Genomic DNA, 20196 nt, shown 5'->3' on the forward strand with positions numbered 1-20196 from the left:
GAATGGGCGGTGAAAATTGCGTTATTCTCTTCAGTCCGCGGAGGCGGACTTGGTTTTTGTAGACGCGGTTTCAACCGTACGTCCCATCTTGTTTATGGAGAATAGCGGGCTCGAACCGCTGACCCCTACAATGCCATTGTAGTGCTCTACCAACTGAGCTAATTCCCCTTTCTTTTCGCGCTCTTCATTATGCCTTGACTGACCAATATTTGTCAATCCTTTTTGTAAAATTAGTTTTGAGCCTTGGATTGGCAAGGCTTTCGGCTTTTTGTCAAAAAAACTCTCCTCGCTTCTGGACAATTGTCAAACCCTACTATGATTTAGTAAGTGTGTTGGGATATTGCGGTTAAATGGCTCAAACAAGACCCCATGAGGAAGTAGACGACTACCAGGGCCGCGGCTGAGACCGCAACTAGGGTGCCGGCTAGCATTAGTGAAAATTCGCGCTGCGCGATCGCCTCTTGCATTAGGTGCAATGACCAGGCAACGAGGGCAACGTCAATTATTAAAATAGAAACCAGCATAAGTTACGATTTGTAACAGCTAGACCATTGTAACAAAACTTTGGACTGCGTGCAGATCAGCTCAGACGTATTTAAGTATTGCTGTAAAACGGATGGGGAGCAGCGGAAAGTCATCAAGAAAAAAAGTATAGGTTTTCTTGATAATGACGATATGCAAAGTAAATGAGAGCTAGCTCAGCTTTTTAGGGGCGTTTTGAGCTGGAAGCGGGGAAGCAGGATTTTTTTGAGGGTTGGGTGCGTTAGCGAAGCTTGCAGCTATTGGATCGGCAGGTTTTGAGTATAACTGGATGGATGGGCGATCGCACGTTTAAGATCAAATCAAAGGCTGTTGAGGATTAGTTTATTGTAAAAGGCGCTCTAATTTTTTGTACACTTCATCATCATTACGCTTACCAACTAGAATAACTTCTACCAAATCTTCATCTGGGTTAAAGTTGTAAACAATCCGATACTCGCCACTATCTACCCGATAATAACCCGGAGATCCTATTAATTGCTTGCTATCATTGGGTAAAGGATCGACATTCAGCGCTAACACTTTTTTAGCAATTTGAGCCGCTATTTTAGGTTGCAAACCTTTAAGAAAGTCGAGAACAGTTTTTAAACCATCAAGTTTCGCCATTGGTCAGTTTTTTTAGTGTTTCTACAAAGGTTTCCGCACCCACCATTTGAGACTGACTCAGGGCAGATTTGGCTGCTTTGCCTAACAGCATATCTTCTAATTCCATCAGTCGCTCAATCAAGCACTGATAGGCATCAGCGGACATAATTACATGGCTGGGCTGCGATTTATCGGTGAGTAAAACAGGCTCCACAGCCGCTCGGTTAAAGACTGTCCCCTGTGGATTGCAGGCTTCTGCTAGGGTGTAACTTTGCATGACAGATGTTATGAGTGTGGGTTATGTCTATTTTAGGCAAAATCGGCAGGGGTTGGGAGTGCGATCATCGCCCATACACACCTTTAGCCAACCGCAAACTCGGTATATGGCCGTCTGTAGGGAGCGTAAAATGCCAAAACAATATCTGTCTTGGCACTCCGGCTTCTACTAATTCATTCGCCACTCCGATTTCTGTGCGATCGCGCTCAATCCAAATTTTACCATCTTTGATTTCGATGTAGATCAGACAGCCGAATACCCGCGTCCTTCTGTGATGGTGAGAGTGACTTTTGAGGTCATTGCAATCTATTATGATTGTGAAGGTGATACTTGACTAAGCAAAACTAGCTACTTCTACGGAACGTTCTACGGCTACACTTTTACGCTGGCGTTTAATTCTGTCGATTTCATGGAGTGTTTCGGCTGTGAGGTAACTACTGCCACAGTGAGGACAGCTTATTACGGGAATGTTTTCTATAACTAGCAAATCTTTGCCTTTACTATATGTTCTGGGAATTCGGCGAACTCGCACACCTTCTGTTCCGCAAATATCACATACCATTTACTAAGTCTCCTTGCTTAAGGCACGTATACTGTAATGATATAGCCTCGATCGCACAAATGGGGGTATACCGAAACCTGTGTTGCCAAGCTTTTTAAGCTATATGTCATTGTGATCTCTTAGCGAACCAATCGGCCATAATATAGTATGTAGGGTGCGTCAAAACAGAATATTTTGATCGCCTACTCAAGAATTTTCCCCTGACGCACCCTACAATAACTTCTAGTTTTGTAACTCCTGTATACTAGCCAAAAAGTCTGTTGCTTTGAGAATGAGACTGTTTTGATAATTAATCAAAGATAGTAAATGTTTATCACCAGTCACAATATAATTTGCATTGGCAACTACAGCACATTCCAACACCATATCATCGTCAGGATCAGCACAGATACCTTTCAGGCTGTTTGTGATATTCACTAGCTGAGAGTAGTCAAGTACCCGCTCAGTAGTTGATTGAGCATCATTTGGTGAATAGTCAAATTTAAAGATCAGTTTTTCTTTAAATTCATCAAGAATTTCTCTGCAAGTTACCGATTTTACTAAACCATCTTTGGCAAGTTTTAGGCAGCCATAGGGGTTACTTTTCTGTGATAAAGTGGCAGAGATTAAAATATTGGTATCGAATATGACGATAGGCAGCATGGTCAATCTTCGTCCAAGACATCGTTAATAAATTCTTCGCGTTCGCCTTCAGTCATGGTATCCCAATCTTTGCCGCGCTTCCAGCAAGCCATTCGCGCGTGTGCTTCGCTATCTTTAGTAAAGTTACTTAACCAGCCCCATTTACTTTTTAGCAAAAATTCACATAATTCTGCTTGCTGTTCGCTAGGAATTTGTTTGACTAATTCTAGGATTTGGGTATAGGTTAAAGATAATGCTAATGTTGCTATTGGCATCGATTCACCTCTCAGTAAAAATCTGCTTTCTCAATATATCATAACACAATAAGTGTGGGTTATATTTGTTTTAGGCAAAATCGGCAGGGATTGGGAGTGCGATCGCAATTATCGCCGATACACACCTTTAGCCAACCGCAAACTCAGTATATGGCCGTCTGTAGGGAGCGTAAAATGCCAAAACAATATCTGTCTTGGGCACTCCGGCTTCTACTAATTCATTGGCTACTCCGATTTTTGCGCGATCGCGCTCAATCCAAATTTTAACTAAAAAGAGTTACGCATCAAGCCAAAGAAACCGGGTTTTTACCGAATTTGCTGGTAACAACCAAAGATTTTCGTAAAAAACCCGGTTTCTGACCACTCGTGAGTAAGTCCTATTTATGACATACTATTTACTAGCGCTTGTTTAAATTCAGCCGCACTTTTATAATAAATTTCAGGATTGTCAATTAAAGCTAAGTCAATAACTTTAGCTAGCGGTTTAGGGATGGTAGAAGTGCGATTGCAAATCGGAACAGCATCACTTTGCAAAACCGCCAAAAACGGATCTTGGCCCTGCAAATTGCGCGGCAAACACCCCGTCAACATCGCATACAAACAAGCCGCCGCCGCCCACACATCAACCTCCGGCTGCACGTACTTAAAATTAATCACCTGCTGTCGCGGCATAAAACCCAGCGTCCCCACCGCGCTTCCCGTCAGAGTTTGACCGCTTAATCCCGCCAAATCAAAAGCCTTTGCTAAGCCATAATCCCCAACTTTCGCAACTTGTTTCCCGCCCACATTCGCCAGAAAAATATTCCCCGGCTTCAAATCCCGGTGAATCAATCCGCGTCCTTTACCAAAACTGCCATCAGCCAATTTTACATTCGGAATTTCCACATTGTGGGTGTAAGTCAAACCATCTAAAACTTGCAGGATAATCGCCACAGCTTCATCCACAGGCAAAGTTCTGACACCGCGTTTGGCCATCAAATCAACAACACTGCCACCATTGCAGAATTCCATCGTAAAAAAGAAAGTTTCATCAGCATAACCAAACTCTTTTAAACTTACCACATTGGGGTGTTTTAAATATTTCATATTTTCAACTTCCCGCAAAAACCAATTAACAGCCCGCTGATTCGCCGCTACTTTTGGCAGCATTACTTTCAGGGCAATTTGTTCTTTTGTCCGCTTGTGTTCTGCCAGATATACTAAACTAAAACCACCTTTACCCAATTCCTTCAGCAACACATAATCGCCGAGAACTCCGATATTCTTTTCACCACCGACAGCTTTTAACAGAAAAGCTTTGAGCATTTCCCACAGTTGCGGTTGATTTGGGGGAATAGTCGGGGGTCTTTCCGATTTGATAGTTTTAGCAATTTCTGGGTCAAGGGCAATGCCAACTCGAAAGGAAGTATCGCTGAGTTTGAATTCATCTCCGCCCTGCAAGTCAAATTCTGGGAATTGGATATTTGCGGCTTGTTCGGGAGTTTGATGTGCTTCTCGCTGACCAATTTTTTCGCCGTTAACAAACGTACCATTTTTGCTACCAAAATCCCGCACTCGGATATCGGGAGGATTGATATCTAGCAAGCAGTGATAGCGGGAAATCGTGCGGTGTTTGTCGTCGTCTGGAATTTTGGGATAGCAATCTTTGGCGCGGCCGATGATGCAAGTTGTGCGGGATTCAAAGGTGAATTCTTGACCTTTGAGATTGCCTTCTGTGATGGTGAGGGTAACTTTTGAGGGCATATAAATTGTGAATTATGAATTTTGGATTATAGACACTCTTGCTCCCCCCCTTAGCAAGGGGGCTAACTCTTGCTCCCCCCCTTAGCAAGGGGGCTAACTCTTGCTCCCCCCCTTAGCAAGGGGGGGCTGGGGGGGGTAAAACACCCGATGTTCTCAACGATTTAATCCCCTCCACAATCACCTCTAAAACCCCATCCAACTTATGATAAACATCATCATTCGTAAACCTCAAAAAATGAATTTTTGCCGACTCAATAAACTCTTGCCTTTCTGCATCATATTCTACAGCGCCATCCACAAAATGGCTGTCACCATCAACTTCCAGTGCTAATTTGATTTCTGGTGAATAAAAGTCGATCACAAATGCTGATACACTATATTGTCTGCGAAATTTACAATTCTCAAGCTGTCTGTTTCTGATACGTTTCCATAGCTCCTTTTCAGCTTCGGTCATTTCTCTGCGAAGTTTTTGCCGCTTGAATTTTTCTGAGTTTTTGTTGTAGAGTTTTGTCATTGTTATATAGGATTTTATTGTTAGTTGCTTGGTATTTTAACCCCCCCCAGCCCCCCCTTGCTAAGGGGGGGAGCAAGAGTTAGCCCTTTTTTAAGCTGGTATTTTAACCCCCCCCAGCCCCCCCTTGCTAAGGGGGGGAGCAAGAGTTAGCCCTTTTTTCAATCATAATACAAAGCAGATGAAAGTAATACTTGACTAAGCAAAACTAGCTACTTCTACAGAACGTTCTACGGCTACACTTTTACGCTGGCGTTTAATTCTGTCGATTTCATGGAGTGTTTCGGCTGTGAGGTAACTACTGCCACAGTGAGGACAGCTTATTACGGGAATGTTTTCTATAACTAGCAAATCTTTGCCTTTACTATATGTTCTGGGAATTCGGCGAACTCGCACACCTTCTGTTCCGCAAATATCACATACCATTTACTAAGTCTCCTTGCTTAAGGCAATTACGTAGTATTTTGTCGAACATTTGTCGTTCGCTTCTAGTAGTTCTTAAGGTGCGTCATGTAATAGTTCATTGGGGGGAATGGAATGCGGAAAACCCGGAAATTCTGGCGGTGGCAGAAAAATTTATCTTTGCTAACTGTTACCACCCGCAAGTTGCTGGGAGTCTTTTAGCCCAGTCCGGTAGTCGGCCGCCGTGCCAGGTATCGGAAACCTGAGAAGTGGCGAGGTTTCGAGGTTTTAGCCTTTTTTATAAATCTTCATGAAACCCTGAAATGCTTAGATGTTGCACTTTACAAGTCTCGACGCGAGAGAATATATCCAGCGTTCAGCATCCTCGTCGCACTCATACTCCCCCCGATTCATACCAAAATATATCCACTTATGCAACGACTCTGGGAGGTGAGCTTCTGGTGCTTTTGTTGAAAAAGTTAAGTCCTTGTAGTAATAAAGCAACCTACCGTTCTTTCGCCAGCCCACCAGATCGCCAAACGCTTTCCATATTTTAATATCCAATTCCCCGGTTCCCCCCAGACTTTGATGAATGCGCTTCTGCACTGAAAAACCGAAGCGTCCATCGCTGTATTTTACCCAAAGCTGGTCAATGGTACGCAAGTCCTCGCAGGGAAAATTATCAATACTTTCTATATCCAGCCAATATTCTTTACCCGCCACCTTGCACATCACTTTCGACGTTTCCTCATCCGCTTCTTTCCACTTTCCTGCTGCTAATAAATCTCGCAAGTTTCTATAATCCATCCCCACGGCTGAAACCAATTGTACCTCATTAGCCGCCTGTTTCGGCATCACCAAATCCAACCATTCCTGCACCGACTGCGGGCGATTTTGCGGTTCCAACTCCATCCCTTTGATAATCGCCGCATTCACCCTGTCACTAATTTTATTATCATACTGTTTTGGCTGAATAAAAGGATCAATAATCTTTCTACCTTGCGACGGAATCGGCTTGTGATCTGTAAGCATATTATACAGCGTCGCCGCCAAAGAATAAACATCAGTATAAGCGCCAAGTTGAGGGCGTTGTTCCGCAAGTTCAATGGGTGCGTAATGCTCAGTCCCCCTGCTACTATTAGTCATTAACTTTCCCGATAACGTCGCCTGTCGCGCCAAACCAAAATCAATCAAAACAGCTTCCATACCGCGCTTTCTGAGCATGATATTTTCTGGTTTAACATCGCGGTGAGTCAAGTTTTGTTTATGAACACAAGTCAGTGCATCGCCTAATTGCTGAATCATTGACAAAGCTTTTTGTTCCGACAAAACACCGTTTTCTTTGAGATGAGTAGCCAAGTCAATGCCATCGATTAATTCCATTACCATACAATTGAAATCACCCTCGCGAAATATATCATAAACTTCGACAATATGCGGATGACGACACTTGGATAAAGACATTGCTTCCTTAAGGAATTTATTTTGTGTTTTAGCAAAATCCGGCTGGAATTGTTGGTAAAGATTCAGAGTTTTGATAGCAACTGACTTACCTTCATGGCGATTTTGAGCGCGGTAGGTTTCACCGAATCCACCGCCGCCAAGGTATTCTTCAATGATATATTTACCGTCGTCGAGTTGTTGTCCGTCTTGCCAGCGTCTCATGGCGGGTATTTGAGGGGGGAGGAGATGATGGTGTTGATTATAGCTGAAGTCGGGAAATTTTTGTGTAGGCGCTGACCTCAAAAACCCAGTTTGTTTATTATCTAATCTTGCTCCCCCCCTTAGCAAGGGGGGGCTGGGGGGGGTAAAACACCTAATACTCTGAGCGATTTAATCCCATGCGCTCCAATCTTGCTCCCCCCCTTAGCAAGGGGGGGCTGGGGGGGTAAAACACCTAATATTCTCAACGATTTAATTCCATGCGCTCCAATCTTGCTCCCCCCTTAGCAAGGGGGGGCTGGGGGGGGTAAAACACCTAAGACTCTCAGCGATTTAATCCCATGCGCTCCAATCTTTCTCCCCCCCTTAGCAAGGGGGGGCTGGGGGGGGTAAAACACCTAATACTCTCAGCGATTTAATCCCATCGACAATCACATTTAGAACCCCATCCAAATTATGATAAACATCATCATTTGTAAACCTCAAAAAATTAATTTTTGCTGATTCAATAAATTCTTGCCTTGCTGCATCATATTCTACAGCACCTTCTTGAAAATGACTGTCACCGTCAACTTCTAGTGCTAATTTGATTTCCGGTGAGTAGAAGTCGATTACAAATTCTGCTACGCTGTATTGTCTGCGAAATTTACAATTCTCAAGCTGTCTGTTTTTGATTTTGTCCCAGAGACGTTTTTCGGCTTTGGTCATTTCTCTGCGGAGTCGCTGTCGCTTGAGTTTTTCTGAGGTTTTGTTGTAAAGTTTGGTCATTTTTTTATTTGGGTTTTTTTGTGGGTTGTTTGGTTTTTTAACCCCCCCCAGCCCCCCCTTGCTAAGGGGGGGAGCAAGAGCAAGACGGGGTTTTTTTCGTTGGTTGTTTGGCCTTTTTTACCCCCCCCCAGCCCCCCCTTGCTAAGGGGGGGAGCAAGAGCAAGAGGGTTTTTTTGTGGGTTGTTTGGTCTTTTAACCCCCCCCAGCCCCCCCTTGCTAAGGGGGGGAGCAAGAGCAAGAGGGTTTTTTTGTGGGTTGTTTGGTCTTTTTTACCCCCCCCAGCCCCCCCTTGCTAAGGGGGGGAGCAAGAGCAAGAGAGGGTTTTTTGAGTTGTTGTGAAAAACCGGGTTTTTGACTCACGGTTCGTAATTCCCATAGATTCAAAAAAAGGGGCGACTCGTGTCGCCCCTCATCTAATTAACTTGTTGCAAAATTACGCTTTCACAGCAATCTTTTGCTCCGAAGCTTCCGGCGAATTCGCCTCACTTGGCGGCACAACTTGCCAGAACTTCGGCAAGTATTCCGACCAATTTGCGAGAATCTTCGCGGCTTTCTTGCTGTTAGTCCGATCGCACTGCATCTCAATCAACTCCTTCAACTGCGCCTCACCAGCGGCCGTACAAACCCGCTGCATCTTCACAATCTCTCCGTTGACGTGCGCCGGGAAATTGCCATCTTCATCGAGGAAATAACCCAAGCCGCCAGTCATTCCAGCGCCGACGTTCCGGCCGACTTTTCCTAACACGACGATCGCACCGCCAGTCATGTACTCGCAACAGTGATCGCCCGCACCCTCAATGACTGCTTTCGCCATCGAGTTACGCACCGCAAACCGTTCGCCCGCTTTACCCGCAGCCAACAGGATTCCGCCCGTCGCGCCGTACAAGCAGGTGTTACCAACGATCGCATTTTCGGAAGCATCATACGTCGCACCAGCCGGCGGCTCGATCGCAATTTCGCCACCGTGCATCCCCTTACCAACGTAGTCGTTAGCTTGGCCTGACAGTCGCAGCGTCATTCCCGGCAAGTTGAACGCGCCGAAGCTTTGGCCCGCGCTACCTGTGCAGTTGAGGGTGATTTCACCGCTAAAGCCTGTGTTGCCGTGTTGCAGTGCGATCGCACCTGATAAACGTGCTCCCACAGTGCGATCGGTATTCACCAATTTTACACTCTTGCTAACAGTGCCGTGATTCGCGATCGCACTTTGAATCTCAACATCCGCCAACAAATCATCGTCTAACACAGGCCCGTTGCTGTGAATGTCACCATGTACCAAGAAAGATCGATCGCCCTTAGTATCCGGTAACTTCGTCAAACAATCCAAATTAATCGCTTGCGTCTTAGTCAGTTGGACTCCTTCGCGCATTTTCAGCAAATCCGCGCGGCCGATGATATCTGCGATCGACTTATAACCCAACTTCGCCAACAAACTCCGCACTTCTTCTGCTACGAAATAGAAGAAATTAACAACGTGTTCCGGCGTTCCGGGGAACCGCTTCCGCAAGTGTTCCTGTTGAGTTGTCACGCCCACGGGACAACTATTCATGTGGCAAACGCGAGCCATAATGCAGCCTTCAGCAATCATTGCCACGGTGCCAAACCCATACTCTTCGCCGCCCATCAAAGCGCCTACAATCACGTCCCAACCTGTTTTAAAGCCACCGTCAACACGGAGCAAAACTCGATCGCGCAACTTATTCTCAATCAGCACCCGGTGAACTTCGGTCAATCCGAGTTCCCACGGAGAACCTGCGTGCTTAATCGAACTCAGTGGAGATGCACCGGTGCCGCCATCGTGACCGGAAATTTGAATCACATCCGCATTTGCCTTCGCAACACCGGCTGCTACAGTTCCGATACCGACTTCCGATACCAACTTCACCGAAACTCCCGCTTTCGGGTTGATTTGATGCAAGTCAAAAATCAACTGCGCCAAATCCTCGATCGAATAAATGTCGTGGTGAGGAGGAGGCGAAATCAGCGTGACACCCGGTTTCGATCGGCGCAAATAAGCAATGTACTCGCTCACTTTCGGCCCCGGTAATTGACCGCCTTCGCCCGGTTTCGCACCTTGTGCGACTTTAATTTCGATTTGTTTGGCGCTCATCAGGTACTCAGGAGTTACCCCGAAACGCCCGGAAGCTACCTGTTTGATTGATGAACAGGCTGTATCGCCGTTCTGCAAACCTTTCAAGTGAGGTAGGGTTTGTGAGAAACCGGCCGCGCTGACATCGTTCAGCACGTTGTAGCGGATTGGATCTTCGCCGCCTTCGCCGGAGTTGGATTTGCCGCCGATGCGGTTCATTGCGATCGCCAGAGTTTCGTGGGCTTCCGGGGATAAAGCGCCGAGAGACATTCCGCCGGTGGCGAAGCGTTTGACAACATCTGCTACAGATTCGACTTCTTCGATGGGTATGGCAGGGCGATCGCTCGCGAAATCGAGCAAATCCCGCAAAGCCGTGACAGGGCGGTTTTCTAGCTGTTGCTTGTAAACTTCGTAATGGTCATAGGCGGTTTTTGCTTCAGTGCTGTCCCCGATCGCGGCGGGAGAGACTGCGGCCCCGTTGCCGTTGCCGTTACCCTTAGTCTGAGCCTTAAAAGTAGTCACTGCTTTGTGCAAAGCCTTGGCCATTTCCGGGCTGTTCATGTGATATTCGCCACCGCGGCGGTACTGCACAAAGCCGAAGTTTTCCAGCTTTTTCAGGGTCAATTCTGGGAAAACCTGACTGTGGAAAGACATTACCTCGTGAGCAAGTTCCGCCACGGTTAAACCGCCGATGCGGGAAACAGTGCCTTTGAAGCCCAAATCGAGCAAATCGCCGCCAATGCCGATCGCCTCAAAGATTTGTGCCCCCTGATAGCTAGACAGCAGCGAGATTCCCATTTTCGACATAATCTTCAGCAAGCCGTTTTCTACCGCTGTGCGGTATTTAGCTTGAGCTTCAGTCACGGTAATATTGGGTACCTTGCCGTGCTGCATCAAGTTTTGAGTCTTCGTGTCAAACCACCAGCCGCGGACGCTTTCCAAGGCCAAATAAGGGCAAACAGCCACGGCGCCGTAACCGATCAAACAAGCGAAGTGGTGAGTGCTCCAGCACTGGGCGGTATCCACAACGAGGGAAGTTTGCATCCGCAGCCCGACGCTAATTAAGTGGTGGTGAACCGCACCAACTGCTAGCAAGGGCGGAATGTAAGTACATTCATCAGTCAATCCCACAGCAACTGATTCGCCTTTTTCCTTCGATGGTCGATCGCTCAAAATCAGAATTCTGGCACCGTCGCGCACTGCATCCACAGCATCTTGACAAAGTTGCTCAACTGCGCTTTGCAGACCTCCAGGCCCAGCAGCAATTTTGTACAGCGTTGACAATTCCGTTGCGGGGAAAGACTTTTGGCCTTTCAAGAAAGACAGTTCAGCGTCGTTGAGTACCGGGGAATCAATTTTTAGCAGCTTGGCATTTTCCGGGACTGCTTGCAGTAAATTGCCGCGCAAACCCATATTCATCGTCAGCGACATCACCATTCCCTCGCGCAAAGGGTCGATCGGCGGATTTGTCACTTGAGCGAATCGCTGTTTGAAATAGTTGTACAGCAACTGAGGCTTTTCGGACAATACAGCCAAAGGAACGTCATCGCCCATGCAGAAAGTCGGTTCCTTCCCAGAGCTCGCCATCTCGACAATCACCATGTCCAAATCTTCGGCGTTGTAGCCAAAAGCAGTTTGGGTGGCTAACAGCGTTTGCGAGTCCAGGGTTGTTGTGGAGGTAAAAGGCTGCGGTTGCAAAGTTTCGCGGTTTTGTTTCAGCCATTCGCCGTAGGGGTGCTGCTTCGCAATCCGCTGTTTGATCTGCCAATTTTTGAGAATTTCCTTGGTTTGCAGGTCAACTGCAATCATTTGTCCAGGCCCCAAGCGGCCTTTTTCGATAATATCTGCTTCTGGAATATCGACAACTCCGGCCTCGGAGGCCACAATTACTAAACCATCTTTAGTAATGCAGTAGCGGGCTGGCCGCAAACCGTTGCGATCGAGCGTAGCACCTACTTGCTTGCCGTCGCTGAATACGAGCAATGCTGGGCCGTCCCAAGGTTCTTGAATGCCGCTGTAATATTCGTAAAAATCGACAATTTCGGGATATGTCGCCAAAGCCGGCTGATTTTTGTAGGCTTCGGGCACCATAATTGTCAGGGATTCCAGGGGACTGCGGCCCGAGTGCACCAACAATTCCATCACGTTGTCCAAGTTTGCCGAATCGCTGCTGTCGGAATTGACAATTGGGTTGAACGTGTCGATGTCCGCTTGACTCCAATTCGGGTGAGATAAATTGGCTTGCCGCGCTGTCATCCAGGTAATATTGCCCAACAGCGTGTTAATTTCGCCGTTGTGTCCGAGCAAGCGCATGGGCTGGGCGAGGTGCCAGCGGGGCATGGTGTTGGTGCTGAAGCGGCGGTGATAGACGGCAAAGGCGCTTTTGTAAGCGGGATTTTTCAGATCGGGGTAAAATTCTGCTAGGATTGCCGATCGCACCATGCCTTTATAGACGATCGTGCGGCACGAAAAAGAGCAACTATAAAATTCTTGGCGAGTGAAGCCGGGGCGAGTTGACAGCGCGTGTCCGATCGCGCGACGGGCCAAAAATAACTGTTTGTCGAGTTCGTCTCCGGCTAAGTCTGGTGAACTTACGATTACTTGTTCGATTTGAGGTTGATTTTCGCGCGCTTGCGGGCCCAAAACCGACGGTACAACGGGAACTTTGCGCCATCCCAAAAGTTTCAGCCCGCGTGCTTTGAGACCTTCCTCAACCACCTGCCGCGCGATATTCGCTTGACTTTGATCTTGAGACAGAAACAGCATTCCCACCCCGCAGTTTTCCTGCGGTGGAGGCGCAATTCCCTGTTCGGCAAACCAAGAATGCAACAATTCCCAAGGAATTGCCGTCATCAAACCTGCACCGTCGCCGGAATCTTGGTCTGCACTGCAACCGCCGCGATGTTCCAGACAAGTTAAAGCTGGCAGCGCTTTTTCGATAATTGAGTGGGTAGCTTCGCCGCTTTGGTTGGCAATAAACCCCACACCGCAAGCATCTCTTTCTTCCACTAACCAGCTTTGGCCGGCATAGGGAGTTCCTCGTTGAGTCTGATGCACGTTGCTGTTTCGATCGATCGTGTTACCCATGTTGATTGAATGTTATTTCTGTGATTGTGTGGTTGAGTCGTTTTTATAGCTCGGAGAGAGAATGCTGCCGAGCGGTGGAAGTCTAGTAAATCTTAAAACAGCACATAGCAAGCTGATTTGATGAAAATTTACGTAGATGCTGCATTTAGCTGAGACTGAAACCCTGTTTGCAGATTTTAAATTATCTCGATTTAATCGCCTCGGAGATGTCTCATAGAATACCCTGTTCTTAAAAAGCAGTGATTCTTTGGGAAATCGCCGACCTGTGACTAGATACATTGCGATCGAGTTTTTGGTTTTTTTTCCTGAGTCCGCTGAATAGACTGGCAGCGAACATCGGTAGATAGTAACTCTAACTTTATTTTGCTCGCTGCGGTGTTGAGTTGCTTTCGGTCAGCCCCTGGAGACACAAAACCCACCTACGGGATCAGTCGGTAGGTGAAATATTGTAGCAGCGCGGTTCACAAACAATGAAACCCTGCCTTATATTATGCAGTTGAATTACATCTAAACTACACAGCCAAGAACTTAAGATTATCCAATAAAATTAGAATTTTTCACGGTTGTGCTGTAACACAGGCGTTTTTGACGGTTAATGGTTTTAGGTTTCCAGAAGTAAAAAAAATGCACAGCAGACAAAAACGGCTAGTAGCAGCTAACATCGGGCGATCGAGTATTTGGCCCTGGATGTTGTCAGTCTCGATTTCGAGTGGCACAGGCATCTTGCCTGTGGCGATAGTCTTGTGCTCAGTCTGGAATCTGGCCGTCAGAGCCCAAGAGAGTCCGAGTGGCACAGGCATCTTGCCTGTGGGCTTTGGGGGCGGGCAAGATGCCCACCCCACAATGCAGTTAATTGATGGTGGCACAGGCATCTTGCCTGTGGTTGGGGCCGGGCAAGATGCCCACCCCACAAACAAGAGCTTGATTGATGGTGGCACAGGCATCTTGCCTGTGGTGAAAGGAGGCGGGCAAGATGCCCACCCCACAATGCAGTTAATTGATGGTGGCACAGGCATCTTGCCTGTGGCTAAAAATAGTGCCAACTCAGAGTTAAAACTGATGACTCAATCTATACCGCCAGTTGCCAAAATTAAACAAGGCCGCCAAGTCTCCCTCAACGGCCGGATTCTGCCCCTAGCTTGGACTCAGCAGCCTACAAACAGCACCTCTGCGAATTTCCGAACTTGGATTGCTGATGTTGGCTTGATGCAATCTGCGGGAGTAGATTTGCTGTCCACCGCCGACAGTACGAAACAACCGATTCAGTGGTATTCCGTATCTTTAACGGCAGCTCAAAGTTTGACAGCGCGATCGACAGGCCCGTATCGTTACTTAGATGTTACCGATTTTGCTAAACTTGCCGGCTGGCAAATATCCGCCGACAATAATGTCCTCAAAATCACCACTCAAACTGCAAATGTTACCGGAATTCGGCAAGCAGCGAGAGATACGGGCGATCGCATTGTTGTGGATCTCGATCGCAGCGCCCCGTGGCAACTCAACATCGTCGATACACCCAGCCCCTCGCCAACAGACGACCCTACAAAACCCGCTATTCCGCTGCAAATCGCGCCCGCAGCCCCAAACCTCGAAACACCAGACGACCCGACCAAACCCGCATTTTCGCAGCCGCTAGCACCCGCAGGGCCGATCGCCAGTCAAGAATGGTCGATCGCGATCGATGCCAAAGTCGCTCCAACTTTAATTCAGCGCACTTTTGCCACCAGCCAACAATTGCGATCGCTCAAAGTCGAACCTGCGGGGAATCAAACTAAAATCAAAGTACAAATTCCCTTAGGTTGGCGGCCGCAAGTATTCAGCTTAGGAAATCCCAATCGATTAGTAATCGACATTCGGCCAGATTCGTTAGTAGAAAAAGACATTGTTTGGGCACCAGGAGTTCGATGGAGACAACAGTATCAAAATTTAGGAACATCTCGTTTTCCCGTATTTTCCTTAGAAGTGAATCCGCGTCAATCCGGTGTAAAAATCCGACCGCTGTTGAGCAATCCGCCGACAGACAAAGGCAGTGCACCTTTACTGCAAACAGCCGAACTTTCGGGAACGGCTGCTGCAATCAACGCCGGATTTTTCAATCGCATCAATCGCTTAGCTTTAGGCGCGATTCGCCGGGACAATAAATGGCTTTCCGGGCCGATTTTGAATCGTGGGGCGATCGCCTGGAACGATCGGGGAGAATTTGTCATCAATCGCTTGACTTTGCAAGAAACTTTGACAACTCCAGCGAATCAACGTTTGTCTATTTCACAGTTAAATAGTGCCTACGTGGAATCAGGAATCGGCCGCTACAATCCCGATTCGGGAGCGACTTATACTCCGTTTTCCGACGATGAAATAGTTGTGACAGTTGTAGGCGATAGAGTTGTCAGCCAATTGCCCGGAGGTGCGGCGGGAAAAACCAGTTTTCCGATTCCAGCGAACGGTTATCTTTTGGCTTTGCGTTCCGATTTGTCCCCTGCATCTCAATTAGCTGCGGGAACCTTATTGCGTTTACAAACTAACACAATTCCGGCTGATTTCAACCGTTTTCCATACATTCTCGGCGGCGGGCCAGTGTTGGTGCAAAACAGTCGAGTGGCTGTGGATGCTAAGGCGGAAGGGTTTAGCGATGCCTATGTTCGACAGACGGCGATTCGGAGCGCGATCGGGCGAACTGCTGCGGGGAATTTGCTAATCGTAGCGGTGCACAATCGCGCGGGCGGGGCCGGCCCAAATTTCGCTGAACTAGCGCAGATCTTGCAGCAAATGGGTGCTGTGGAGGCTTTAAACTTGGATGGGGGAAGTTCGACGAGTTTGTATTTGGGAGGCAGTTTGCTCGATCGCCCGCCGTCAACTGCTGCGAGAGTCCATAATGCGATCGGCATTTTCATCCAACCATAAATCAATCCAAAAAAGGTTCGATAGTTCGGAATGCAAGTCCTTCTTTATCCAAGGACTAAAGTCCGAACGATCGAACCTAATCTTACTTCAGGCTAGCGTCGGGATTGCCAATACGATCGATCGGCCAAGAACGAACAACCGCTTTACCAATTATCCGATCGCGCGGCACGAATCCCCAAGAATGTCCGTCACAACTGTTATTGCGGTTATCGCCCAACATCAAGTAGGATTTAGGCGGTATTGTCGCAGGGCCCCAGGTATAGTACGGTGATTGCGCGGGGTAGGATTCTTGCAAAGCCTGTCCGTTAACATACATTTTTCCTGATTTTACCTCAACCCGATCGCCCGGTAGCCCGATCGCCCGTTTGATGAAAGGATCGGAAAAATTTGCCCGCAAACCGCAAGCTGCCAATGCTGAATCTGGCGGCGCAAATACCACAATGTCGCCCCGCTGCGGTTCTTGAAAATGATAGCTCAATTTGTCGATAATTAGTCGATCGTCAATCTGTAGTGTGGGCTTCATCGAACCCGATGCGATAAAAACCGACTGCGCTACAGAGGTGCGAATTCCAAAGGCGAAAAATAGACTCAACCCAATCGTTTTGCAAAATTCGAGTGCCAAATTGGATTTTTTCGGCGGTTGACTTGATTTGTTTGACATAAAAATGTATGAATCCTAGAATGGTTACTTGACATGACCTAGCATCGAGACACAAAGATTGTAGCTTGTAGCGGTAAATTTCGCTGTAGGGCCGGCAACTGGGAGCATTAATTTTTGCCAACTGTTTCGCAAAACTCAAAGCAATCTCTTGTCTATACTTAAATTTGATTGTATCAGCATCGAGATGGATGTGAGACTTTGCAAAAGCCTGAATATCTTCGCCTGCTTTTTCAAAATCCCAAAAAATCCGGTTCCAATCTGCCCCGTCATAATGATTGTAGCGGCCGGGCGAGAAATGGTGCGATCGCTGGCTGACACCGACAGGATTGCAAACCGGCACCAGCCAAACTTCGCCGATTAACTGATTACTGTCCAAAGACATCAAAAACTCAATTAATTGATGAATCACAGCATTGCCGCTAATTTCGGCGCCGTGGAGGTTAGATTGGAGATAAGCTTTTTTGCCGGGAATCGCGCCTTGGAACTGATAGACTTGGAGTGAAAGCCGATCGCCCGAAGCAAGCTGCACCACAGGAATAGTCGAAATCACAGGAATCATAGACAGGGGAATGGGGAATGGGGCATGGGGCATGGGGCATGGGGCATTGGTAATTGGTAATTGTTACTAATGACTAATGACTGATGACTGATGACTTCTTCCTTCGAGTGCCGATCGGCGGGCGTTGGTCTAAAATCAATACAGTCCTCTGCTGCCTTGCTTTCGGCAAGATTGAAGCATACCTACCCTGAAACCTCATAATAATCCTTGTGTCAGAAACTGCCCAGAACCGCCCAGAGCTGGATCTGAAGACCATATTTCCATTCGAGCTAGATAACTTTCAGAGAGAGGCGATCGCCGCCCTCGATGCAGGCAAATCCGTTGTCGTGTGCGCTCCCACGGGCTCAGGGAAAACGTTAATCGGCGAATACGCCATCCATCAAGCACTCTCCCGGGGGCGGCGCGTCTTCTACACCACTCCCCTCAAAGCTCTCTCCAACCAAAAGCTGCGCGACTTCCGCCATCAATTTGGAGACGAGATGGTAGGTTTGCTCACAGGTGACATTTCCTTCAATCGAGATGCGCCGATTTTGGTGATGACTACCGAAATATTTCGGAATATGCTCTACGGTACGCCGATCGGCGCAGTCGGTGCTTCCCTCACCGGAGTCGAAACCGTGGTGCTCGACGAGTGTCACTACATGAACGATCGCCAGCGCGGTACTGTCTGGGAAGAATCGATCATCTACTGTTCCAGCGAAATTCAACTGCTCGCCCTCTCAGCAACCGTCGCCAATAGCGGCCAACTCACAGACTGGATTAACAGAGTCCACGGGCCCACAGAGCTTGTATACTCAGACTTTCGCCCAGTGCCGCTGCAATTCCACTTCGCCAACCAAAAAGGGATATTCCCGCTGCTAGACGAAACCGGTAAAAGAGCTAATCCGCGGTTAGTCCCCAAAAAGAAGCAGCAAAAAGCAGAAAGAGGTAGCATTCCCACTCCGAGTTTGACCGATGTTTTGTCTCGGTTGGACGATCGCGATATGCTACCAGCAATTTACTTTATCTTCAGCCGTCGCGGGTGCGACCAAGCAGTCGCAGAAGTCGGAAATTTCTCCCTGGTTAACGAAGCCGAAACAGCCGAACTCAAACGCATCATTGACGATTTTTTACAGCGAAACCCAGAAGCAGAACGCTTCGGTCAAAAAGAAGCACTTTTAAAAGGCATCGCCGCCCACCACGCAGGCATTTTACCCGCTTGGAAAGGTTTAGTAGAAGAACTCTTTGGCAGAGGTTTGATTAAAGTCGTATTTGCCACCGAAACCCTCGCCGCCGGGATAAATATGCCCGCCCGCACCACAGTCATTTCCACCCTGTCCAAGCGCACCGACAAGGGACACCGACTGCTAAACGCTTCAGAATTCCTGCAAATGGCCGGTCGGGCTGGTCGCCGGGGCATGGACGAGCTGGGGCACGTAGTCGCAGTTCAGACGCGCTTTGAAGGCGCAAAAGAAGCCTCTTATTTGGCAACAGCCAAAGCCGACCCCCTCGCCAGTCAGTTTACGCCCAGCTACGGCATGGTGCTGAATTTGCTGCAAACTCACACTCTAGAGGAAGCTCAAGAGTTGGTAGAACGCAGTTTTGGTCAATACCTGTCTACCTTGTACTTGCAGCCGCAGCAATCGGAATTAGACCGGCTGCAAGCAGAATTGGCGGTGCTGGAAGAGTCTCTAGCGGCCGGAGGTAATGTCTCTACCCTGGAAAAACAACTCGCCCATTACGAAAAATTGCAGGGAAGGCTCAAAGAAGACAAGCGTTTGCTGAAAACTCTATTGCACCAAGCAGAAGAAGCGCGAATTAAGGAGATGTCCGTAGCTGTGGCTTTTGCAGTCCTGGGCACGGTTCTGAGTCTCAAAGGTAAGCACGTTCCCACAGCTAAACGATCGCACACAACTCCCGTGCCCGCCGTATTGGTTGCTAAAATCGCAGGTTCGGGCCAAGCACCAAACTTGGTATGCTTGGGCAAAGATAACCGCTGGTATATCGTCGCCATTAGCGATGTGGCTACCCTGCACGCCGAATTACCCCGTTTGAGCGTTGCAGATACCTTGATCCCGCCGCCGGAAATGGCCGCTCGACTCGGCCAGTGCCGCTTGGGAAATGAAGACACTATCTCCATTGCTCAATCTATCCCAGAATTGCCCGCACCGGAACCGAGCCCAGAGGCGATCGAGCAACAGCAGAAAATCGAGGCAGTAGAAGCTAAGCTAGAAATTCACCCAGTTCTAGAATGGGGCAACCCTGGTACTTTGCTCAAGCGCCAGCGCCGCCGGGAAGAATTGAAAAAAGAAATCCGCAAAGCCGAACAAGACTTAGAAAAACAGCGAGCTCGCTACTGGGAGCAATTTCTCAATTTAATTGACATCTTGCTGAATTTCGGCTGCTTGGAAAGAGTAATTTCGGCAGATGGAAACCGAGATGACTCCTCCGACAGGCTGGTACCCACAATCTTGGGCCAAGCTTGCGCCGCCATTCGCGGCGATAACGAACTGTGGCTGGGTTTGTCCCTGATGTCTGCGGAATTTGACGAACTCGACCCCCACCACCTCGCTGCTGCTTGCGCGGCCTTAGTTACAGAAGTTTCTCGGCCTGATAGTTGGACTCATTACTCGCTATCTGCGGAAGTTTTGGCACCTTTGGACAATCTGCAAAAAGGCCTGCGCCGCCGATTGTTTCAAGTCCAGTACCGCCACGAAGCTGCGATCCCGATTTGGCTGGAACGGGATATAGTGACTTTGGTTGAACAGTGGGCTCTGGGCGTGGAATGGCTGGAACTGATTAGTCATACAAGTTTGGATGAAGGGGATGTGGTGCGGATTTTGCGCCGGACTTTGGATTTCTTATCTCAGATTCCTCATGTTCCTCACGTCTCTGATTCTTTGCGGAGGAATGCTTGTCGGGCGATGCAGTTGATCGATCGATTCCCAGTGAATGAAGCTGCTACTCAATAACTTTT

At 48.0% G+C, this 20196-nt stretch carries 17 protein-coding genes, 1 tRNA gene and 1 pseudogene; 2 read left to right on the forward strand and 17 right to left on the reverse strand.

All coding sequences use genetic code 11. From position 1 onward, the window contains the following. Positions 1 to 95: 95 nt before the first annotated feature. The 15 genes from QUB68_RS19430 to QUB68_RS19500 form a co-directional block, all read right to left on the reverse strand. Positions 96 to 168 (reverse strand) — tRNA-Ala (locus QUB68_RS19430). Positions 169 to 320: 152 nt separating this feature from the next. Further along, on the reverse strand, positions 321 to 524 hold the full coding sequence (locus tag QUB68_RS19435) for a hypothetical protein (protein WP_332995517.1): 204 nt from the start codon (positions 522 to 524) through the stop codon (positions 321 to 323). A gap of 340 nt (positions 525 to 864) precedes the next feature. Continuing rightward, positions 865 to 1146: a type II toxin-antitoxin system RelE family toxin gene (locus QUB68_RS19440; protein ID WP_332995519.1), complete on the reverse strand. Its 282-nt coding sequence runs from the start codon at positions 1144 to 1146 to the stop codon at positions 865 to 867. Then, on the reverse strand, positions 1133 to 1402 hold the full coding sequence (locus QUB68_RS19445; protein ID WP_332995521.1) for a type II toxin-antitoxin system Phd/YefM family antitoxin: 270 nt from the start codon (positions 1400 to 1402) through the stop codon (positions 1133 to 1135). Before QUB68_RS19445 ends, QUB68_RS19440 begins: the two co-directional genes overlap by 14 nt. A 64-nt stretch (positions 1403 to 1466) precedes the next feature. Next, positions 1467 to 1730, reverse strand: a complete 264-nt coding sequence (locus QUB68_RS19450) for an element excision factor XisI family protein (RefSeq protein WP_332995586.1) — start codon at positions 1728 to 1730, stop codon at positions 1467 to 1469. Between the two features lie 6 nt (positions 1731 to 1736). Beyond that, entirely contained in the window at positions 1737 to 1964 is a 228-nt protein-coding gene (locus tag QUB68_RS19455; protein ID WP_332995523.1) for a type II toxin-antitoxin system MqsA family antitoxin, read from the reverse strand. 222 nt (positions 1965 to 2186) lie between these two features. Then, a complete protein-coding gene (locus QUB68_RS19460; protein ID WP_332995525.1) occupies positions 2187 to 2606 on the reverse strand; it encodes a putative toxin-antitoxin system toxin component, PIN family in 420 nt (139 codons plus the stop codon). Positions 2607 to 2608: 2 nt separating this feature from the next. Beyond that, entirely contained in the window at positions 2609 to 2860 is a 252-nt protein-coding gene (locus QUB68_RS19465; protein ID WP_332995528.1) for a hypothetical protein, read from the reverse strand. Between the two features lie 127 nt (positions 2861 to 2987). Next, on the reverse strand, positions 2988 to 3122 hold the full coding sequence (locus QUB68_RS19470; protein WP_442923105.1) for an element excision factor XisI family protein: 135 nt from the start codon (positions 3120 to 3122) through the stop codon (positions 2988 to 2990). A 119-nt stretch (positions 3123 to 3241) separates the two neighbouring features. Further along, a complete protein-coding gene (locus QUB68_RS19475; RefSeq protein WP_332995530.1) occupies positions 3242 to 4603 on the reverse strand; it encodes a protein kinase domain-containing protein in 1362 nt (453 codons plus the stop codon). Between the two features lie 112 nt (positions 4604 to 4715). Then, the gene (locus QUB68_RS19480; RefSeq protein ID WP_332995532.1) at positions 4716 to 5117 is read right to left on the reverse strand and encodes an endonuclease domain-containing protein; all 402 of its coding nucleotides are present in this window, start codon (positions 5115 to 5117) and stop codon (positions 4716 to 4718) included. Positions 5118 to 5312: 195 nt separating this feature from the next. Then, complete coding sequence (locus QUB68_RS19485; protein ID WP_332995523.1) at positions 5313 to 5540, reverse strand: type II toxin-antitoxin system MqsA family antitoxin; 228 nt, start codon at positions 5538 to 5540, stop codon at positions 5313 to 5315. 303 nt (positions 5541 to 5843) lie between these two features. Next, entirely contained in the window at positions 5844 to 7181 is a 1338-nt protein-coding gene (locus tag QUB68_RS19490; protein WP_332995534.1) for a serine/threonine-protein kinase, read from the reverse strand. 363 nt (positions 7182 to 7544) lie between these two features. Then, the gene (locus QUB68_RS19495; protein WP_332995536.1) at positions 7545 to 7946 is read right to left on the reverse strand and encodes an endonuclease domain-containing protein; all 402 of its coding nucleotides are present in this window, start codon (positions 7944 to 7946) and stop codon (positions 7545 to 7547) included. A 433-nt stretch (positions 7947 to 8379) separates the two neighbouring features. Beyond that, positions 8380 to 13119, reverse strand: a complete 4740-nt coding sequence (locus QUB68_RS19500) for a glutamate synthase-related protein (protein ID WP_332995539.1) — start codon at positions 13117 to 13119, stop codon at positions 8380 to 8382. Positions 13120 to 13743: 624 nt separating this feature from the next. Between QUB68_RS19500 and QUB68_RS19505 the strand changes: the two genes are divergently transcribed. Further along, a complete protein-coding gene (locus tag QUB68_RS19505; protein ID WP_332995540.1) occupies positions 13744 to 16020 on the forward strand; it encodes a phosphodiester glycosidase family protein in 2277 nt (758 codons plus the stop codon). Between the two features lie 82 nt (positions 16021 to 16102). Here the strand turns inward: QUB68_RS19505 and lepB are convergent, their stop codons facing one another. Then, a complete protein-coding gene (lepB, locus tag QUB68_RS19510; RefSeq protein ID WP_332995541.1) occupies positions 16103 to 16681 on the reverse strand; it encodes a signal peptidase I in 579 nt (192 codons plus the stop codon). A gap of 40 nt (positions 16682 to 16721) precedes the next feature. Further along, positions 16722 to 17240, reverse strand: a pseudogene (locus QUB68_RS19515) (succinylglutamate desuccinylase); the annotation flags it as partial. Between the two features lie 209 nt (positions 17241 to 17449). On the opposite strand from QUB68_RS19515, the gene QUB68_RS19520 reads away from it, so the two are divergent. Further along, on the forward strand, positions 17450 to 20191 hold the full coding sequence (locus QUB68_RS19520; protein WP_332995543.1) for a DEAD/DEAH box helicase: 2742 nt from the start codon (positions 17450 to 17452) through the stop codon (positions 20189 to 20191). Positions 20192 to 20196 lie beyond the last annotated feature (5 nt).

Origin of the sequence: Microcoleus sp. A006_D1 (assembly GCF_036702805.1) — a bacterium.
Lineage (GTDB): Bacteria > Cyanobacteriota > Cyanobacteriia > Cyanobacteriales > Microcoleaceae > Microcoleus.

What these genes read in the sequence shown, in the direction of transcription:
- QUB68_RS19485 (WP_332995523.1), bottom strand. Translation starts at nt 5,540, where the DNA reads ATGGTATGTGATATTTGCGGAACAGAAGGTGTGCGAGTTCGCCGAATT.
- QUB68_RS19500 (WP_332995539.1), bottom strand. Translation starts at nt 13,119, where the DNA reads ATGGGTAACACGATCGATCGAAACAGCAACGTGCATCAGACTCAACGA.
- QUB68_RS19475 (WP_332995530.1), bottom strand. Translation starts at nt 4,603, where the DNA reads ATGCCCTCAAAAGTTACCCTCACCATCACAGAAGGCAATCTCAAAGGT.
- QUB68_RS19445 (WP_332995521.1), bottom strand. Translation starts at nt 1,402, where the DNA reads ATGCAAAGTTACACCCTAGCAGAAGCCTGCAATCCACAGGGGACAGTC.
- lepB (WP_332995541.1), bottom strand. Translation starts at nt 16,681, where the DNA reads ATGTCAAACAAATCAAGTCAACCGCCGAAAAAATCCAATTTGGCACTC.
- QUB68_RS19480 (WP_332995532.1), bottom strand. Translation starts at nt 5,117, where the DNA reads ATGACAAAACTCTACAACAAAAACTCAGAAAAATTCAAGCGGCAAAAA.
- QUB68_RS19505 (WP_332995540.1), top strand. Translation starts at nt 13,744, where the DNA reads ATGCACAGCAGACAAAAACGGCTAGTAGCAGCTAACATCGGGCGATCG.
- QUB68_RS19455 (WP_332995523.1), bottom strand. Translation starts at nt 1,964, where the DNA reads ATGGTATGTGATATTTGCGGAACAGAAGGTGTGCGAGTTCGCCGAATT.
- QUB68_RS19495 (WP_332995536.1), bottom strand. Translation starts at nt 7,946, where the DNA reads ATGACCAAACTTTACAACAAAACCTCAGAAAAACTCAAGCGACAGCGA.
- QUB68_RS19435 (WP_332995517.1), bottom strand. Translation starts at nt 524, where the DNA reads ATGCTGGTTTCTATTTTAATAATTGACGTTGCCCTCGTTGCCTGGTCA.
- QUB68_RS19460 (WP_332995525.1), bottom strand. Translation starts at nt 2,606, where the DNA reads ATGCTGCCTATCGTCATATTCGATACCAATATTTTAATCTCTGCCACT.
- QUB68_RS19465 (WP_332995528.1), bottom strand. Translation starts at nt 2,860, where the DNA reads ATGCCAATAGCAACATTAGCATTATCTTTAACCTATACCCAAATCCTA.
- QUB68_RS19440 (WP_332995519.1), bottom strand. Translation starts at nt 1,146, where the DNA reads ATGGCGAAACTTGATGGTTTAAAAACTGTTCTCGACTTTCTTAAAGGT.
- QUB68_RS19490 (WP_332995534.1), bottom strand. Translation starts at nt 7,181, where the DNA reads ATGAGACGCTGGCAAGACGGACAACAACTCGACGACGGTAAATATATC.